This is a genomic window from Paenibacillus sp. FSL R10-2199 (genome assembly GCF_038000235.1).
In the GTDB taxonomy this organism is placed as follows: Bacteria; Bacillota; Bacilli; order Paenibacillales; family Paenibacillaceae; genus Paenibacillus_AQ; species Paenibacillus_AQ phytohabitans.
Genome location: NZ_JBBOBO010000002.1, coordinates 100,503 through 117,632, shown reverse-complemented (window position 1 = coordinate 117,632; position 17,130 = coordinate 100,503). Strand labels below are relative to the sequence as shown.

Here is a 17,130-nt window from a genome sequence, read left to right as displayed (position 1 = left end):
AATATACCTATTGTAAAGACAAGCTAGATATGAAGGGATGATACTTTTGAAGGGGAACCTGCTGCACTTTTCGATGAAATGGAAGCTAATCTTCAGTTTCTCGGCAATTACGCTCATTTTTCTGGGCGTGGCTCTGTACCAAGGACATAAAATTAACCAGGTAGAGCTATCTATGGAACAGCAGAAGAGCGAAATGGAGAAAAGAATTACAGTCTCAACCATCACCCAGCTGCTGCAGGAGCTGAACCGTGCGGAGACTACCTTCGCTGAATCCAGCGATATAGAGCTGGCGGAGCCATTACAGGAGAAACAGCAGCAGATGTTGGCTGAACTTGCCAAGGTGGAATTTGAGCAGGACACACCAGCATTCACTATGCTTGGACTTCTGGGCACTCAGGCCGCAGAATATGGGGAATTCATTACGGAACTGCTCGGAGCAATGTCGGATGAAACACTTGATCCACTAACTGTATTGGAACAGATTGATGATATACATACGAAGGCACTTGCGCTGAATCAATCCATGCTTGAGACAAATGGTAAGCTGTATACGGCAGCCGCCGACAATGCAGAGCAGGCGCAGGGGGTTTCTTTTAAACTGCTGGATGATACGGTCTCAATCGTGGCCTATGCTGCAGGCGGAGTGTTCCTGTTCATGCTGGTGCTGGCCTGGCTGCTGATCCGCTCATTCCTGTCGCCGGTCGGCAGGCTGCAGGCTGCACTCAGGCAGATTGCCGACGGGGATCTGCGGCAGCAGATCAACTCCCCGTATAATGATGAGCTGGGCCGGCTGAGCCATCACTTCGATCATATGGTGGGCAGAGTTCAGGGCATGCTGCGGCAGACCTTGTCTGCTGCGGGTTCACTGGCTGACTATTCGCATTCTTTTCAGCAGTCATCAGCGATTACCGCGCATACGAACCGCGATATTGTCCGGACGATCCAGGAGATTTCGCTGGGTGCCGACCAGCAGGCTGTTCAGTCTGAGCAGAGTACGCTGCTGCTGGAGGAGCTGGCCCGCGGGGTTCAGGATATTACCGAGTATACAGATGTGATGCTAGCGACCAGTGAAACGGCTAACCGGAATACGCAGCAGGGTTCAGATACGGTTACTGCATTGCGCCAAATTTCACAGCGTTCCAGGGAGTCGATCAGCAAGGTTTATGTGGCGCTGGAGCAACTGGTGAACCAGTCCAAGGATATTTCACGCATCACCAATTCAATCACGGAGATTTCGAAGCAGACGAATATTCTCTCGCTCAATGCTGCGATTGAGGCAGCGCGGGCCGGGGCATCGGGAAAAGGCTTCGCCGTTATTGCCGATGAAGTCAGACACCTGTCTGTGCAGACGAATGATTCCTCCGTGCATATCAGCCGGATTATCCAGGAGCTTCAGGCCGGCATGGCCGATTTCCAGGGATATATGATGGAGACCAGAGAAAGTCTGGAGCAGCAGGATCACCAGGTGGCAGAGACATTGGCATCCTTCGGGGCGATCGATGAATCCATTGCGGGCATCAGCACACAGATCGGGCAGATTCACCAGAAGGTGGAACAGACGCGTACGATCAACTCACGCCTTGCCGAATCTGTGCATTCCGTAGCCTCCGTGGCGGAGCAGACAGCGGCCGGGGTACAGGAAGTGAATGCCTCCAGCACCCAGCAGGATCAGGCGATCAGCGACATTGCACGGCAGGCGGAGGAGATTCATGAAATCTCGCAGCGGCTGTTCCGGGAGATCAATGTGTTCAAAATTGCGGACGGGCCTGAAGTACAAGTGGCCGACAATACAGCTATAAAGGCTGGAGCAAAGATAGAAGCGACAGAAGTTGCGAGGACGAATACGTATACGATAGAAGTGGACAATACGGTAGAGAAGACTTTGGAGAAGACTAAGGAGCAGACATCGGAGAAGCCGGAACCAAAGTCAGAAGCCGGAACATTTGCGGAGACTGAAAAAAAGACCGGAGCCGGAGTTCACCGGCCTCAGTCTGGAGTATTACGGGTGATGGAGGAATCCGCATCCGCAGACGGGCGGAGTGAATCGGAGGCTGATTTACTGGTGCTGGCGAAGTGAATGATTCAGCGATGTGACCAGCTCCGGGAACCAACCGGATAATGACAGGAAGCTGAAGCCCGCGGAGCGGGCTTTTGCCGTATCCATGAACCATGATTCTTCGATGCCAAAGGGAGAGCTGTCCGAATCTGCGGTTTCCCGCCGGACCATGGCAGGTTTACCTGTTGCCGCTTCAACAATGGAGATAACTCCGCCGATGGTCAGTGTACCGTCCGAGCAGGCATTCACCGGACCCGTCAACGTGGAGCTGCCCAGCCAGTGCAGGAAATCAGCGGCTTCATCGGAACGGATGAACGAGATCTCCGCTTGCGGATTCGGGATGCCGATCGGCTGCCCTGCCTGTACATGCTCTATATGAAAATGCAGCCTGCGCGTATAGTCATCCGTGCCCAGCACAATTGGAAACCGCACCGCGGCCACCGGGAAGTCCGCCGTCTGCAGCAGAACGGTCTCGGCCAGTCTTTTGCCTTCCTGGTAACTGAAATCGGCCTTCCCGCCCAGCTTCAGCGGATAATGTACAGGATCGAAATCCGCTTCAGTCAAGATATCCGGCTGCGGATTATAGACAGACAGGCTTGAAGTCAGAATATACCGCTTCGCCCGGCCGGCAAATATCCGTACCGCAGCCGCAGCCTCATCCGGCGAGAAACAAATATTATCGTAGACGATATCCCAGCCTGTATCCCCTACAGCACGCTCCAGCGCAGCTTCATCAGTCCGGTCCACGGCCAGCCGGGTTACCCGGTCACCGAAATCATCCTCTGTTACACCACGGGTTAGAATGGTTACCTGGCTGTCCCCGTCCCGGAGCAGCAGCTCCACCAGTCTTTTACCAAAAAACCGCGTTCCTCCGAGTACAAGTACCTTCTTCATTTGGCTACACTCCTAAAGTTTTGTGTGCGGGCTAAGATTCCAATGAATAAAGTTAAGCTGCCATCCGCAGCCCGGCATAGGTGCTGCTTCCATTCAGATAGGAGAAGCTTCCGCTTCCGGAATACAGGGCATGCACTGTGGTGGTGCTTACAGCAACAGTTACTTCTACGGCAGTCTCCTGGCGGAGCAGCTCCAGCATCAACGGAATTTGACCCTGCTCATAGGCATGGGCCAGCGCCCGTAGATAAGCCCGGTAATCAGCATCCGGCGGAAGAGCGGGCCCCTCATTCTCAGCCAGTTCTTCCCGGACCCTGGATAAGGCCAGGCGTGCCCGGTGCAGAGCCGCCTTGACTGCCCCTTCGGTAGTGCTTAAGGTTCCGGCTGTCTCGGCTGCTGAATAGCCCAGAACATCACGGAGTACGAAGGCGGTCCGCTGCAAAGGGGAAAGATGCTTGGTCAAGGCCTGAAAGGCCAGTTCGATTTCGGTGCGATCTCCTTGCGCAGCCGGTGTAAGGGCTGAATCTGCCGGGGTTTCTGAACGTTCAAGCGCACGGAGCAGGGAGCCTTTGCGCCGTGCGGCATCAATCCACGTATTTTTGGCAATCCGCAGCAGCAGGGCTTCAGGATTGGGGCTCAAGGTGAACTTGCTGTATCCGAGTGCCTTGGTCCAGGTCTCCTGGGCCAGATCTTCAGCGTCGAATGGGGAACGGGTCAGCGACAGGCAATACCGGTGTAGCGCAGTCCCCAGCTCCTGCAGGCTTTGCTTATCCATATCCGCCCTGTCCGGCATACGGTGATGTTCAAGAATCGTCATCTTGGCCCTCTCCTTTGTGCTTTTTGTTATTTTCTTGTATTTAGCTTATATAGCCATTGCTTCTATTATATAAACGAATGGCACTTTGTAAAAGATACGCTATCCTTGTATACCCGCCGAATTCCGCATGCCCGTATCTTTAAGCTTCCCTGGTCCGTCTACAGGATATATACACTAAGACAGATCAGAGGAGGCACAACCTAATGAGTATTATACCTTATGTCATTGAACAGACTTCCAGAGGCGAACGGTCCTACGATATTTATTCCCGGCTGCTGAAGGACCGGATTGTGTTCGTGGGTGCGGCAATCGATGACGGGCTGGCCAACAGCATTATTGCCCAGCTGCTGTTCCTGGCGGCGGATGAGCCGGATAAGGATATCCAGATGTTCATCAACAGCCCCGGGGGCTCGACTACCGCCGGCTTTGGTATTTATGATACGATGCAGGTAATCAAACCGCAGGTGAATACGATTTGCACCGGTTTTGCGGCTTCCTTCGCTTCGCTGCTGCTGCTGGCAGGAGCTACAGGCAAGAGATCCGCGCTGCCGAACAGCGAGATCATGATCCATCAGCCGCATGGCGGCGCACAGGGCCAGGCCAGTGATATCGCCATCAGCGCAAGACGTATTCTGCAAATCCGGCACAAGATAGTCCAGATTACGGCGGAACGTACCGGCCAGCTGGCGGAGAAGGTGGAGAAGGACATGGACCGTGATTATTTCATGTCGGCTGAGGAAGCACTGGAATACGGGATCATCGACACAATTATTACCCATCTGTAGACGAAGGAGCGGATTAAGATGTTATCAGCATTGAAAGGGCAGGAAGTAACGATTCATTTTTTGGATGGTACCAGTGTCAGAGGAGGAGTTCTGGAGGAGCTGGATGAGAGGTTCGTGAAGTACAGCACGGAGTACCAGACCCTCTACATTCCAATCACCTCGATCCGCGCCGTAGACGTGCAGACCAAAGAACGGGAACGTCCGCGTGTCGGTTTCGGGCAGTAGACAGTACATCCTGGTAAAAGCAATCTAAACCCCCGGTTCTCCGCTTTATCAGGGAGAACCGGGGGTTTTTGGTTTGGCATAGTGGAGCTGAAGCTGATATTGCTGCTGAAGCTGATATTGTGCCTTAATATCTGCTTGAGGTTTATCCTCAGCCAGCCGCAGGGCTGCTGCGGTGCGAGGGCAGGGTGAGTGCAGGAATCAATGCGATCACGGCAAAGCCAATCGACCACCAGAAGGCCGCATCGTATGCCCCGGCAATGCTCTGGAGACTTGAGGCTGACTGCCCGGCCAGCTGGTGCTGGGATACAGTGGCCAGAATCGCTGCCCCGAAGGCGCCGCCGATCGTCTGGCAGATCCTCATGGAGATACTGGCATGGGGGATCTGATCCTTGCGCAGCCCTACATATGCGGATACCATTACAGGAATCAGGAGTCCGTTCAGAGCAGCCCCCCGGACTACCAGTGCGGCCGCGAGCAGGATCAGATTCGTATCCGGACCGGCGAAGGCAAAGGGAAGTGTCGCGAATATAGTGACCAGCAGGCTCAGAATGACGATGATCCGCGAACCGATGCGGTCGGACAGACTGCCGATCCAGCTTCTGGTGAGCAGCATACCTATTCCTTGGGGAATCATCATCATTCCGGTAGACAATACACTTTCACCGCGTACCTGCTGATAGTATAATGGCAGCAGGAGTAAAGCCCCGTTCATGACCATGCCGGACAGGAATACGGTGACATTCGATGCTGAGAAAATGCGTGACTTAAACAGACGCAGATCCAGCAGCGGTTCTATGCGCGTCCGCAAAGCGTAGACAATGAACGCGGCCATGAGGACAAGGCCAATCACCAGGGGAATCACCACTTTGCTGCTGTGCAGCCCCCCATAGGTGCTGATTTGGGCGATCCCGTAGATGAGGATAGCAAAAGCAGGGGACAGCAGCAGCAGACCGGTAAGGTCAAGCGTCTGTTTGCGTGTGGACGGCTCATCCGCCGGAATGCCGCGCCAGGCCAGCAGTATTGCGATGAGGGTAATGGGAATGTTCACGTAGAAAATAAAGCGCCAGCCCAGGCTGTTGATAATGACCCCGCCCAGCACGGGACCGAGAATGGGCCCCAGCAGGGTGGGAATGCTGATGATGGACATGATCCGTCCGATGTTGCGGCCCCCGGCAGTCTGGACAAGCACGGTTTGCAGGGTCGGAATTAATATTCCTGCACCTACGCCCTGCAGGAGGCGGAAGCCGATCAGGCTGCCGGGATTCCAGGCCAGGGAGCAGAGGACCGAACCGGCCAGGAATACGGCGAGTGAGAACATGTATACTTTTTTGCCGCCGAAACGGTTGACAGCCCAGCCGGACACCGGAATTGCCATACCCATGGTCAGGACGTAACCGGTAATGACCCACTGGATAACGGCAACGGAGCTTTGCAGGTCTGAAGTAAGTGTCCTGATGGCAACGTTGATCATCGTGGAGTCGAATAACGGCGCGAGTGCACCGAAGACGAGAATAAGGGCTACTTTAAGAATGGCGGGATCAAGCTTCTCTTTCTGTGCTTTCTTGGGCTTGCTTCTTTGGTCTGACATAAAATTGCTCCTCTCAACATAATAAGGTACGGTACGTTGCGTACCTTATGTGAATAAGATAGAGTAAAAGCAGCCAGAATGCAACAAGAGAATTTTCTGCCCATTTTGTCCGCCAGAGGCAAGCCGCGTCTATACTGAAATATCCCGAAAGTAGGAAATGACATGGACGATATCAAACAAGAAAATCAGCCCAAAGGCGGACGCCGCCGCGGGGAGGTTCTCGAACAAGCCATTTTGCAGGCTGCCTGGGAAGAGCTTGGCGAAGCGGGTTATGCCCGCCTGACGATGGAGGGGATTGCGGTCCGGGCGCAAACCAATAAAACCGCACTCTACCGCCGCTGGCCGAATAAAGCCAAGATTGTTGCAGCCGCGATTAAGAAGCATATGCCTAAGACTGCTCTGGCCGCTCCCGATTCAGGCGATCTGCGTACGGATATGCTGCAGCTGTTTCAGAGCTTCGCCCGGCCTTTGCAGGGCTTAGGCGCTGAGACGATCCACGGCCTGCTGGTGGATTATCACGGCGATGATCTGATTGCGCTGCTGCCGAAGATCATGCCTCCCAAAACCGGAGGCAAGCTGAACGCGATCATGGGGACAATTCTGGCTAATGCCGAGAAACGGGGTGAGGTGCGTCTGGACCGCATTCCTGAACGGGTAATTCTACTTCCCCTCGATTTATTCCGCTACGAGCTGCTTACCACCCATGAACCTGTTTCTGATGAGACAATCACCGGTATTATTGATGATATCTTCCTGCCGCTGGTCCGGATCAGCTGATGGGTCCCCAAGAGCGCAAACAAACCGCCGTTTACCGGAATGATGTTCCGGTATGCGGCGGTTTGTTTGTGTTGAAGGCTGAAGCTGGTGAGGAAGTTCATTCACAGCGGAAGCGGAGATGGAAGCCGCTATCTCGGGGGCAGTGAGAAGGCAGGGTCCAGGCGGTGCACACCTTTGGGAGTATATCCAAGCGATGAGCTTACACCGCACAGGTCAGCCAGCAGATAGAGGATGCTCAGCCACATTTCGGTTCCCTGCAGACCCGTGTCCTGCTGCTGTGATAACTGGAAGGCGAAGCCGCGCTGCGGAACCCAGAATTTCAGCACTTCGCTGAGCATATTCTCCGCCCAGCTGCGGATCTCTCCACGGCGGTAATCGGTCTGCTTCAGGCAGAGCCAGAGCGGATGCACCACATCCAGCACGTTGCAGGCGTTAAGCACCTCTGCACGGAAGAACCGGCGGTCCCTGCTGTGGGCCAGCACGGTATCGATGCTGCGCTCCGGGTACGGCAGAGGAAGGCCGAACTGCGCATAGGTCGCGCGGGTGAGCCGGTAGAAACCGTTCACCGGCTGCAGCCAGCCTTCCTCTGCGGTAGGGAGGCCCCAGAGGCCGGAGTCCCGGCGGCAATGGGTCGCCAGCCAGCCGAACAGATCATCCGGCCGTTTGCGGGAGCCGAATGTCTTCAGGTTGTGGTACAGACCTGTGGCATAGCAGTCGATCCAGTCTCCGCCGCCCCAGGCATTGTCCTCCCATGGCAGATCATTCAGATACGGATACAACGCAGCGGTTTCCATATTCTCAGCAACGGTAACCGGATGGGGCAGGGCAGAACCGAGCACTTCCAGCGCGTACCCTACAGCGAGAAGATGATACCGGGAGAGGTGGTCGGTTAACAGCTCAGGCAGATCCTCCGGTCCGGGCGGAGACCACGGATCGGGCAGCAGTCCTGTCCCGGCATCCTGGAATCCCTGCAATACAGCGGTAAGCTCTGCCCGCGTCCAGCCGGGCGGCAGGCTGCCGAACATCGCGGCAATCTCCACCGCATCGCAGTAAGCTCTAACCGTCCGCTTATATCCGGGCCGGTCGCGGAAGAATTTCTCTTCCCCCGTTGACTCTGAGTAGTACTCCAGCAGCGGGATCAGCTGGTCTCCTGCCAGCCTGCCGAAGTCAGCCAGCTGCTGTGAGAGCAGGCTGTATGCCGGAACACTTTCAGTAACTGGTTTCGTGTTTACGGCAGTGTCCCTATCGGCTGTTACAGCTCTATCAGCCGCATCTGTATCCGTACCTCCTTTCACTGCTGTTCCTCCGGGTTGTGCATCCATTGTCATCCCTATATCCTCCTTTTGTTCAACTGCCGCGGCAATTGCTGCTGTATCCCCGGCCAGCCGGCTGCGGATTAGCCTGGCCGGATTGCCGCCGACAATACTGTAGGCCGGCACATCTCTGGTAACTACGGCACCGGCGGCGACAATGCTGTGCGAACCGATCTGCACACCGTCCAGAATAACGGCATTGGCTCCAATCCATACGTCGTCCCCGATGATAATCCCTTGGACAGTGCAGGGCTGGCGGAAGACCGGGATATCAGTGGAGGCGAATCCGTGATTGAACCCGTACATACTCGCATGTGAAGCAACTCTTACGCCGTTTCCCATGGTAATATCACCTGAAAGCACACTGTAGCTGTTGAGTGAGCAGTCGCTGCCCATGACGAGCCGGGCACTGCGGACAATCGCTCCGCCGGCAATATAGCTCCGGTCGCCCATCTGAAGCTGATCCGGCAATACCACCGCCTGCGGTGAGACATAACAGGCTTCTCCGAAGGTACAGGAGTATTCAGTAGTTAGCTGCTGCTGGTATAGGATCTGCTCTTGCTGCTCCTGTGCGGAGGGGCCAATCCAGGGCATGTAATCGAGCGCCTTCCGTGAGGCGGATCGTTGTTCGGGCATCTTAGTCTCTCCTCTATAACATAAGTCATTATTTCCTTAAGTGTAGCAGTAGAGAAAGGGAAGCGACATGGCATAAAGAGCACGACTAGCTTGTCAAAAACGCATCAACATCTTATGCTGATTTCAGAGATGCTGCAGAAACGGGGGAGTCAGAGGGTGGAGAAAATTGTGCAGAATCTGGCCATAGATATTCACTGGATTCACGATAAGATCACGTTCCCGCACTGGAGGGATATCCGCCAGAATATCAATGTACATAGCTTCTACTGGATTCAGGAAGGTCAGGGGATCTTCCGTACGGACCAAGACTATCCGGTATCGCCGGGAATGCTGTTCTATCTGCAACCGGGGCTGGCTATGGACATGAGCTGCGGAAGGGAGGAGCCTCTGCGGATCACAATGATCCTGCTCTCGCTCTATACCTTGTCGCCTTCGGCGGATAATCAGGGCAGGATAGAGCCGCTGGATGTGCTGCCGCTGCAGTTTATGCTGAAGCCGGAGGGGGAACAGGGCAAGCAGCTTGGTCATATGTTCCATAAAATTGCTGCGGATTGGGTCCCCGGAAGCACCGGGAGCCAGCTGATGACCCAGTCCCTGCTCTATGAGCTCATGTACGAATTGCTGCAGGTTCAGGCGAATGCCCAGCTGGGCCGGGGGCAGGGCTATGAGCTGTTTTTGCGGATCAAGGATGATATTGAACGCCGTTACAGTGAACCTTTGCTTATTCACGAGCTGGCGGTGCGTTACGGGATTTCCTCCTCGTATTTACGCAGTCTTTTTCAGCAATATCTGCACAGGAGCCCCAAAAGCTACTTAAGTGAAATCCGTTATGAGCATGCAGGGAAGCTGCTGCTGTACACCAGATTAACCTTGAAGGAGATTGCAGCGGCCTGCGGTTACAGCGACGAATTTCACTTCAGCAAAAGCTTCAAACAACAGAACGGGCAGCCGCCTTCGGCTATGCGGACTCAAGACCAAGGGAAGAGCGGATAATGCTTACCGGTAAAATAATTCCTGTGACATTGCCAATGAGAATGATTATCAATATACTAAGGGTAGTTTTCATAACATTCGTTCAGATTTGGTGGTGTGCACTGTAATGGAACTTATCCAACAGAGAACTTCTATAGATAACCAAGATGATCCGGTCGATTGGGACCGGTTGTCTTTCCGGCTTCTGTCTTTACAGGCGCTGAAGGGAACGGGGGAGGTCCATCTCGCACAGCAGCTGCTTTTCTCTTATGCCCTTGCAGTCGTGACCAGAGGTTCCGTCCAGTTCATTAGTGATCACAACCAGTATGAGCTGGCGGCAGGTTCAGCGGTGCTCTGCCTGCCGGATCAGACCTGCGGAACGGTGCAGCCGGCCGGGGGGCTGGAGATGTATATTTTCTATTTCGATGTGTACTGTTATGGCAAATCAGGCGATAGCGGAAGTTGTCTGCCGGTTAAGGATACCCGGTTATTCCAGGGGGACGGCAGGCTGCCGTTTCATCCGTCGAAAGAGATGTCGGCCAAATGCAGCAGGCTGTTTCTGCTCTCCGAACAGGGTGAACAGAGCATCGGCTTCCGGGCACAGCTTGATTTTCAGGAGCTGCTGTATGATCTCCGCGCGCGCAGCCTGCACCGGCCCAGAGATACGAATTCGGCGCTGGAGCAGGCGAAGCAGTACATAGAGGCCCATTATACAGAGGCGTTAACCGTAGAGCAGGTGGCTCAGTCCGCCGATTTCAGCGCCAAATATTTCGTTGACCTGTATAAGAAGAAATATGGCAAAAGCGCGCTGGAATACGCAGCCGAGCTGCGCATCGGGCAGGCCAAGCGCCTGATGGCAGAGAGCGGCGTTAAGCTGCGGGACATCGCCCACAGGGTCGGTTATGCCGATGAATTCTATTTCAGCCGCAAATTCAAGAAGATGATCGGCATGCCGCCCGCAGTCTATATGAAAAGCCGGCGGCGCAAGCTGGCCGCCTACACGCCCGGACTGCTTGGACAGCTGCTGCCGCTGAATATCACTCCATATGCGGCGGCACTGCATCCGAAATGGACCGAATATTACTACCGGAACTACCGCGCCGATATTCCTGTCCATATCAGCGCCTACCGCAACAATCAGGATTGGCAGGCCAATATTGAAGTGCTTAAGCAGTCTAACGCAGAACTTATCCTGGCCCCGGCAGGTCTGGCAGATGATGAACGGACAGCGCTGGAGCAGGTTGCTCCTGTGAATTATCTGACCAGCGACAGCGCAGATTGGCGCGGGCAATTTCACGAATTATCACGGCTGCTGGGTGAAGAGTGGCAGCGCGAGCAATGGCTTGCTGCCTTCGACTGGGAGGTGAACGCCGCTAAAGACCGCTTGCACGAAGGGCTGGGCCAGCAGACGGTTACAGTTATCCGTATGCTGGGCAGCCAGCTGTTCCTGCACTGCAACGAGGGAATGGCGAGCATATTGTACCGTGAGCTGGAACTGCACCCGGCTTATGAGTGTGAGGCAGAGGTATATAATGTTCCGGTCACTCCGGCGATGCTCGCGGAGCTGCCAGCGGACCATTTACTGATGCTGATCCGTCAGGAATATGACACGCTTGGGGAGTGGAGGAAGCTGCAGAACGACCCCCAGTGGATGAAGATTCCTGCAGTTCAGCGGCATCACGTACATGTCCTGAGCTCTGATCCCTGGCGTGAGGATTCCGCATATGCGCAGCTGCGGATGCTGCGGCAGATCCTTCAGCTGCTTCCGGCCAATCGTCCATAGTTGTTCCGCATTTTGTCCATGGTGCAGGGGACCCCGCTTCGTTATACTCGTAATTGATAATCATTATCAATACAAATGTACATAAAGAGTGGGATGACATGAAATGGACAGGCGGAATTAAGACGGCCTCCCTGCTGGTGCTGGGGGTTGTCCTTATCATTATTATTAGCGTGTTATCTGTAGCTTACGGAACGAAGCCAATGAGCTTCGGTACGGTGCTGAATGCCATTTTCCACGCCGATCCTGAGAATATTGACCATGTGATTGTGCGGACATCGCGTATCCCGCGCACAGCAGGAGCGCTGCTGATCGGGGCATTCCTGGCGGTGTCGGGAGCCCTGATGCAGGGGATGACGCGGAATTATCTCGCTTCTCCGTCCATTATGGGGATCAGCGACGGCTCAGTGTTTGCCGTTACGCTGTGCATGGTATTCCTGCCGGGCGCTTCCTCCATGACCATGATTGTGTATTCGCTGGCCGGCTCTGCGCTGGGGGCATTGCTCGTCTTTGGTACGGCCAAGCTGCTGCCCGGCGGCGTATCGCCGCTGACACTGGCAGTGCTCGGCACGATCATCGGCACCTTCCTCGGCGGAGTCTCGCAGGCGCTGGCTGTTTATTTTCAGGTGTCGCAGAATATCAGCTTCTGGTACAATGCCCGGCTGCATATGATGGACCCGGCTGTGATCAGACTGGCGCTCCCGTTTGCCGCCGCCGGTCTGGTGCTTGCACTGCTGATGGCAAAACCGGTGACGATGCTCTCGCTCGGAGACGAAACGGCCGCAGGCCTTGGACTTCGGGTGGGAACCATCAAGATGCTGACGATGCTGAGTGTGGTGCTGCTGACCGGGATTTCCGTAGCGATAGCCGGCAAAATCGCTTTTATCGGCCTCATTATTCCGCATATTGTACGCTTTCTGGTCGGGCAGGATTACCGCAAGATCATTCCGTTCACTGCGTTTGCCGGAGCCCTCTTCCTGGCCTTGTGCGATCTGATCAGCAGGTATATTAACTTTCCGTTTGAGACACCGGTCGGTGTAGTTACCGCATTGTTCGGCGTCCCCTTCTTCCTCTATCTGATCAAAACGAGAGGGGGAGGCCATCATTCGTAAACATTCCAAGGATTCGAACAATTCTAAGGACGCGAAGAACTCGCTGTTAATGAAGCCCAAATCGAAGGCACTGGCCTTCTGGGGGCTGTTCCTGCTGCTCTCTGTTCTGATTGTCTGCGGGATGTATGTCAGTCTGACCAATGGCACCTTTGATATATCGGCGAAGGATGTCGTGCGCACCCTGCTGCGGATTCATCCTGTGGCGGATCATGATCTCGTCATCTTCGAATTCCGGCTTCCGCGCATTCTGCTCGGGGCACTGGTCGGCTTCGGGTTGGGAATCGCCGGGGCTGTACTGCAGGGCATTACCCGCAACTCCCTGGCAGACCCGGGAATTCTGGGCATTCATGCCGCTGCCGGGGCTTTTGTCGTCATGTTCATGTTCTTTGTTGGCGGCACCATGAAAGCGCCCGGCTGGATTTCGGTCATGAGTATGCCGATGTTCGGATTCATAGGGGGCCTGTGCTCCATCGTTCTTCTCTACCTGTTCGCAAGAAATCAGGGGGAGTTCCACCCGCAGCAATTAATTCTTGTCGGGATCGCTTTGGCCTCCGGTTTCGGTGCGGTAACGCTATATGTTTCCCTGCGAATGGACCCGGAGAATTTCGAGATGGCTACCGTCTGGCTGGCCGGGAGCGTGTATAATGCGAACTGGAGACAGGTGCTCTCCACACTTCCATGGCTGCTCATTCTGACTCCGGTAATCTGGCGCCGCGCGGCGGTGCTCGATCTGCTGCAGCTGCATGAGGTCAGTGTCAAAGGCGTGGGCGTGGCGGTGGGCAGGGAACGGCAGATTCTGCTGCTGTGCTGTGTCGGACTGGTCAGCGCCTGTGTGTCCGTGTCGGGCAGCATCGGCTTCGTCGGACTGATTGCTCCGCATATTGCACGGCGGCTGATCGGTAATACCTACAGGTACATCGTGCCGTTGTGCGGCCTGATCGGAATGCTGATGGTGATTATTGGTGATTTTATCGGCAAAACCGTATTCGCTCCCTTTCAGCTGCCGGTAGGCATTGTAATCTCCATCATCGGTGTGCCATATTTCATATTCCTGCTGTTCAGAAACCGTGCCAGATAAACGCACCGCTTGCTGACGGAGGCCTAAAGGGGAAGTCACAGGATGGGAATAAAGTATATTCACATAGAGGTTCACGGCTGGAAATTGACTATACGTTTGCCATTCAGCTACGGTACAGAGCACAGGCGGTTTCCGGTAGCGTACCTGCAGGACGAATGCAGTGTAATGAAGCATACGGCGAATTACCTGGACCATTTGTTCAGATCGCAGCAGCTGAATGAGCTGATCCTTGTCGGCGTTGCATCCAAGGACCGGAATCATGATTATACCCCGTGGCCGCTGCCGGAAGTGACTCCTGGAGCACCTTCGTTCGGCGGCGGTGGAGACGATTATCTGCGGGCACTGGCCGAGGAGATCAAACCTTATATCGACAGCCATTATCTAACGTTGCAAGAAGCCAGGCATACGGGGATTATCGGATACTCTCTCGGCGGACTGATCTCGCTGTATGCCTCTTACCGCTATCCTGAAGTGTTCGGGCGGATAGGCCTGTTATCGGCATCCTTCTGGTATGAAGGTATCCTGGACTACATGCGCGATCATCCCGTAGACAGAGCAGGGCAGCGGATATATATGTACTACGGAGAGCTGGAAGGCTGCTATAAGACCAACGCGCAGAAGGAAATGGCCGGACGCTCCAGGGCGGCGCATCAGCTGCTGCTGGAACAAGGCTTCGGCGGCGGTGATTTACTGCTGGAGTGTGATCCGCAGGGAACCCATGACCTGATGTTCTTCAGCCGGCAGTTCCCGCCGGCGCTGAAGTGGCTGTTTGGCGGAGGGGAAGCCGGTCCGGTTCGGGGGAACGCTGGGTGAAGCGGCAGACGGACCTGCTTGTTTATAATAACTGTGATGAATGGGACGGCAGAGATGCCGTTCCTTATTTTTTTTTATTCCTGTACTTATTTGCTTGGAGCGGATAATTGTATTTCGTACACTTAAAAGACGGATAAAAACCGGATTTGGGCGGTTAACTGTATTCTGTACAACTAAAAACAGCGAAAGATGATTTTTTGAGACAGGTCAGCTAATATAACTGTATAGAGTGCAATTAAACTTGATATCTTACAGCGGATGGTGAATTTAGTTGCAGTAAATGCAGTTATAGTCTGGCGCGTTAGCTCCAAATGATCACCAAGCTCCAGTCCTGCACTCTCTTATCTGCTATTGGCATCAGCCTTGCGGTGCTCTGGCTTTTGCAGTTGTACTTTTTCTTATGGCGACAAATGTGTTGGGCGAAATTACGCATGCACGGCAAATTTATATAAAAGCATAATGCCCCTCGGACTCCTGGTCTGCGGGGTCTATTTCTGCGTTCAGAGTATTGGATTACCTGCGTTACACATAATAACCTCATGGAGCTGCTGCCGGCACTTCCTGACGCAGCTGTGCCGGTCAAGCAGTTAGTGCGGCGCGAAAAAGGGGTAAGTTACTATAATGTGCGGTATTTGCAGTTTTACACAACCACTTGGAGGTGAGCGGATTTCATCGGAATAGAGAGGGCAGACCAACCGTTTCCACTTAATTTTAAAATAAATCGTATGAAGATTTCTTCTGCTGTGATACAATTATCCGGTTGGCCTTGTACATGGTTAATCGTCCGGTGCTCCTGATGAGCCCGTGATTGAATGAAGCTAATAAGCGCAGGAAAACGAAGCATTCCAGTGTATTGCTGTGAATTACAGAGTATTAATGGAGAAACCAACAGATTTTACACGGAACATATCAATTTTTGTCGTTTTTTATTGATTTATTGAAAAGGTTTCTGTATAATCAGCCTTGTTGATTTTTCATAGGATGTAGCCTGTTCAGCTTGATGAAACGAAACGACTGACAACGAAACGGATCCAGAGCAGCAAGGCTAATAACTAATAACTTAAGCAAAATTAGGGGGTTATTAATTTGGGAAAAGCGTTAATTATTGGCGCTGGCGGTGTAGCGAGCGTTGTTGTTCATAAATGCTGCCAGAACCCGGATGTATTCGAAGAGATCTGCATTGCCAGCCGTACGGTGTCAAAATGCGATGCTCTGAAGGAGAAACTGGACGGGGGCCTGACGAAGATTTCTACGGCCAAGCTTGATGCTGACAACACGGAAGAAGTCATTGAACTGATCAAGAGCTTCCAGCCGGATGTCGTGATTAATGTCGCTCTCCCATACCAGGATCTGACGATCATGGATGCCTGCCTGGCTACCGGAGTGCATTATGTAGATACAGCTAACTATGAACCGCAGGATACCGCGAAATTCGAATATTCCTGGCAGTGGGCGTACAAGGAAAGATTCGAGAAGGCCGGAATTACGGCGCTGCTCGGCAGCGGTTTTGACCCAGGCGTAACCGGTGTATTTACGGCGTATGCGCAGAAGCATTATTTTGACGAAATTCATACGATTGATATTGTGGATGCAAATGCCGGTGACCATGGTTATCCGTTTGCGACCAACTTCAATCCTGAAATCAATATCCGCGAAATTACAGCGAACGGACGCTACTTCGAGAATGGCGAGTGGATTGAAACTGCACCGCTGTCCGAGAAAAAAGTCTACGATCTCCCGGAGATTGGTCCGAAGGATATCTATCTTTTGTACCATGAAGAGCTGGAATCCCTGGCTGTTAATATCCCTGGCGTGAAAAAAATCCGCTTCTGGATGACCTTCTCGCAGAACTACCTGACTCACCTGAAGGTGCTTGAGAATGTTGGCATGACCTCGATCGAGCCGATTAATTATGAAGGTAAAGAGATCATTCCTTTGCAGTTCCTGAAGGCCATTCTGCCTGACCCGGCTTCCCTGGGACCAAGAACCAAAGGTAAAACGAACATCGGCTGTATCATTCAAGGTACCAAAGACGGCCAGCCAAAAACTTATTATGTCTACAATGTCTGCGATCACGAAGAGTGCTACAGAGAGGTTGGCTCCCAGGCCATTTCCTACACTACCGGCGTTCCTGCAATGATCGGGGCTATGATGATTATCAAAGGCATCTGGAACAAACCGGGCGTACACAACATCGAAGAATTCGATCCGGATCCGTTCATGGATGCACTCAACAAACACGGGCTGCCTTGGCAAGAAGATTTCTCGCCGACGCTGCTGGATTAGG

Annotated in this window: 14 protein-coding genes; 10 read left to right on the top strand and 4 right to left on the bottom strand. The window is 53.6% G+C overall.

Annotated elements, in window-relative coordinates:
• The first annotated feature begins 73 nt into the window (after nucleotides 1–73).
• The gene (locus tag NYE33_RS28675; protein ID WP_341068858.1) at nucleotides 74–2,077 is read left to right on the top strand and encodes a methyl-accepting chemotaxis protein; all 2,004 of its coding nucleotides are present in this window, start codon (nucleotides 74–76) and stop codon (nucleotides 2,075–2,077) included.
• Here the strand turns inward: NYE33_RS28675 and NYE33_RS28670 are convergent.
• Nucleotides 2,057–2,950, bottom strand: a complete 894-nt coding sequence (locus tag NYE33_RS28670; RefSeq protein WP_042135563.1) for an NAD-dependent epimerase/dehydratase family protein — start codon at nucleotides 2,948–2,950, stop codon at nucleotides 2,057–2,059. The two genes, NYE33_RS28675 and NYE33_RS28670, sit on opposite strands and share 21 nt — an antisense overlap.
• Before the next feature lie 52 nt (nucleotides 2,951–3,002).
• Nucleotides 3,003–3,764 carry an RNA polymerase sigma factor gene (locus NYE33_RS28665; protein ID WP_340946974.1) on the bottom strand — a complete coding sequence of 254 codons (762 nt, stop codon included), beginning with the start codon at nucleotides 3,762–3,764 and terminating at the stop codon, nucleotides 3,003–3,005.
• Nucleotides 3,765–3,931: 167 nt separating this feature from the next.
• On the opposite strand from NYE33_RS28665, the gene NYE33_RS28660 reads away from it, so the two are divergent.
• Together NYE33_RS28660 and NYE33_RS28655 are read left to right on the top strand one after the other, a co-directional pair.
• Entirely contained in the window at nucleotides 3,932–4,549 is a 618-nt protein-coding gene (locus NYE33_RS28660) for an ATP-dependent Clp protease proteolytic subunit (RefSeq protein ID WP_336103665.1), read from the top strand.
• A gap of 18 nt (nucleotides 4,550–4,567) precedes the next feature.
• Complete coding sequence (locus tag NYE33_RS28655) at nucleotides 4,568–4,774, top strand: hypothetical protein (protein WP_042135564.1); 207 nt, start codon at nucleotides 4,568–4,570, stop codon at nucleotides 4,772–4,774.
• A 148-nt stretch (nucleotides 4,775–4,922) separates the two neighbouring features.
• On the opposite strand, the gene NYE33_RS28650 is transcribed toward NYE33_RS28655, so the two are convergent.
• Nucleotides 4,923–6,362, bottom strand: coding sequence for an MDR family MFS transporter (locus NYE33_RS28650; protein ID WP_341068855.1), 1,440 nt, complete (start codon nucleotides 6,360–6,362; stop codon nucleotides 4,923–4,925).
• Between the two features lie 162 nt (nucleotides 6,363–6,524).
• Here NYE33_RS28650 and NYE33_RS28645 point away from each other — a divergent pair, with 162 nt between their 5' ends.
• Nucleotides 6,525–7,139: a TetR/AcrR family transcriptional regulator gene (locus NYE33_RS28645; protein WP_042135566.1), complete on the top strand. Its 615-nt coding sequence runs from the start codon at nucleotides 6,525–6,527 to the stop codon at nucleotides 7,137–7,139.
• 128 nt (nucleotides 7,140–7,267) lie between these two features.
• On the opposite strand, the gene NYE33_RS28640 is transcribed toward NYE33_RS28645, so the two are convergent.
• Nucleotides 7,268–9,088, bottom strand: coding sequence for an acyltransferase (locus NYE33_RS28640; protein WP_341068853.1), 1,821 nt, complete (start codon nucleotides 9,086–9,088; stop codon nucleotides 7,268–7,270).
• A 156-nt stretch (nucleotides 9,089–9,244) separates the two neighbouring features.
• Between NYE33_RS28640 and NYE33_RS28635 the strand changes: the two genes are divergently transcribed.
• The 6 genes from NYE33_RS28635 to NYE33_RS28610 all read left to right on the top strand — a co-directional run bounded on the left by NYE33_RS28635 (nucleotide 9,245) and on the right by NYE33_RS28610 (nucleotide 17,129).
• Nucleotides 9,245–10,081 (top strand): AraC family transcriptional regulator, encoded by an 837-nt coding sequence (locus NYE33_RS28635; RefSeq protein WP_340946965.1) that lies wholly within the window; start codon nucleotides 9,245–9,247, stop codon nucleotides 10,079–10,081.
• Between the two features lie 106 nt (nucleotides 10,082–10,187).
• On the top strand, nucleotides 10,188–11,843 hold the full coding sequence (locus NYE33_RS28630; protein ID WP_063779791.1) for an AraC family transcriptional regulator: 1,656 nt from the start codon (nucleotides 10,188–10,190) through the stop codon (nucleotides 11,841–11,843).
• 98 nt (nucleotides 11,844–11,941) lie between these two features.
• Nucleotides 11,942–12,952: a FecCD family ABC transporter permease gene (locus NYE33_RS28625; protein ID WP_336103655.1), complete on the top strand. Its 1,011-nt coding sequence runs from the start codon at nucleotides 11,942–11,944 to the stop codon at nucleotides 12,950–12,952.
• Between the two features lie 49 nt (nucleotides 12,953–13,001).
• Nucleotides 13,002–14,030 carry a FecCD family ABC transporter permease gene (locus NYE33_RS28620; RefSeq protein WP_042135572.1) on the top strand — a complete coding sequence of 343 codons (1,029 nt, stop codon included), beginning with the start codon at nucleotides 13,002–13,004 and terminating at the stop codon, nucleotides 14,028–14,030.
• Nucleotides 14,031–14,072: 42 nt separating this feature from the next.
• Complete coding sequence (locus NYE33_RS28615) at nucleotides 14,073–14,843, top strand: alpha/beta hydrolase (protein WP_341068850.1); 771 nt, start codon at nucleotides 14,073–14,075, stop codon at nucleotides 14,841–14,843.
• A gap of 1,086 nt (nucleotides 14,844–15,929) precedes the next feature.
• A complete protein-coding gene (locus NYE33_RS28610; RefSeq protein ID WP_036702452.1) occupies nucleotides 15,930–17,129 on the top strand; it encodes a saccharopine dehydrogenase family protein in 1,200 nt (399 codons plus the stop codon).
• Nucleotide 17,130: the final 1 nt, after the last annotated feature.

Excerpts from the sequence above, each read along its gene's own strand:
- NYE33_RS28675 (WP_341068858.1), top strand. The coding sequence starts at position 74 with ATGAAATGGAAGCTAATCTTCAGTTTCTCGGCAATTACGCTCATTTTT.
- NYE33_RS28650 (WP_341068855.1), bottom strand. The coding sequence starts at position 6,362 with ATGTCAGACCAAAGAAGCAAGCCCAAGAAAGCACAGAAAGAGAAGCTT.
- NYE33_RS28630 (WP_063779791.1), top strand. The coding sequence starts at position 10,188 with ATGGAACTTATCCAACAGAGAACTTCTATAGATAACCAAGATGATCCG.
- NYE33_RS28665 (WP_340946974.1), bottom strand. The coding sequence starts at position 3,764 with ATGACGATTCTTGAACATCACCGTATGCCGGACAGGGCGGATATGGAT.
- NYE33_RS28620 (WP_042135572.1), top strand. The coding sequence starts at position 13,002 with ATGAAGCCCAAATCGAAGGCACTGGCCTTCTGGGGGCTGTTCCTGCTG.
- NYE33_RS28655 (WP_042135564.1), top strand. The coding sequence starts at position 4,568 with ATGTTATCAGCATTGAAAGGGCAGGAAGTAACGATTCATTTTTTGGAT.
- NYE33_RS28670 (WP_042135563.1), bottom strand. The coding sequence starts at position 2,950 with ATGAAGAAGGTACTTGTACTCGGAGGAACGCGGTTTTTTGGTAAAAGA.
- NYE33_RS28640 (WP_341068853.1), bottom strand. The coding sequence starts at position 9,088 with ATGCCCGAACAACGATCCGCCTCACGGAAGGCGCTCGATTACATGCCC.
- NYE33_RS28615 (WP_341068850.1), top strand. The coding sequence starts at position 14,073 with ATGGGAATAAAGTATATTCACATAGAGGTTCACGGCTGGAAATTGACT.
- NYE33_RS28645 (WP_042135566.1), top strand. The coding sequence starts at position 6,525 with ATGGACGATATCAAACAAGAAAATCAGCCCAAAGGCGGACGCCGCCGC.
- NYE33_RS28625 (WP_336103655.1), top strand. The coding sequence starts at position 11,942 with ATGAAATGGACAGGCGGAATTAAGACGGCCTCCCTGCTGGTGCTGGGG.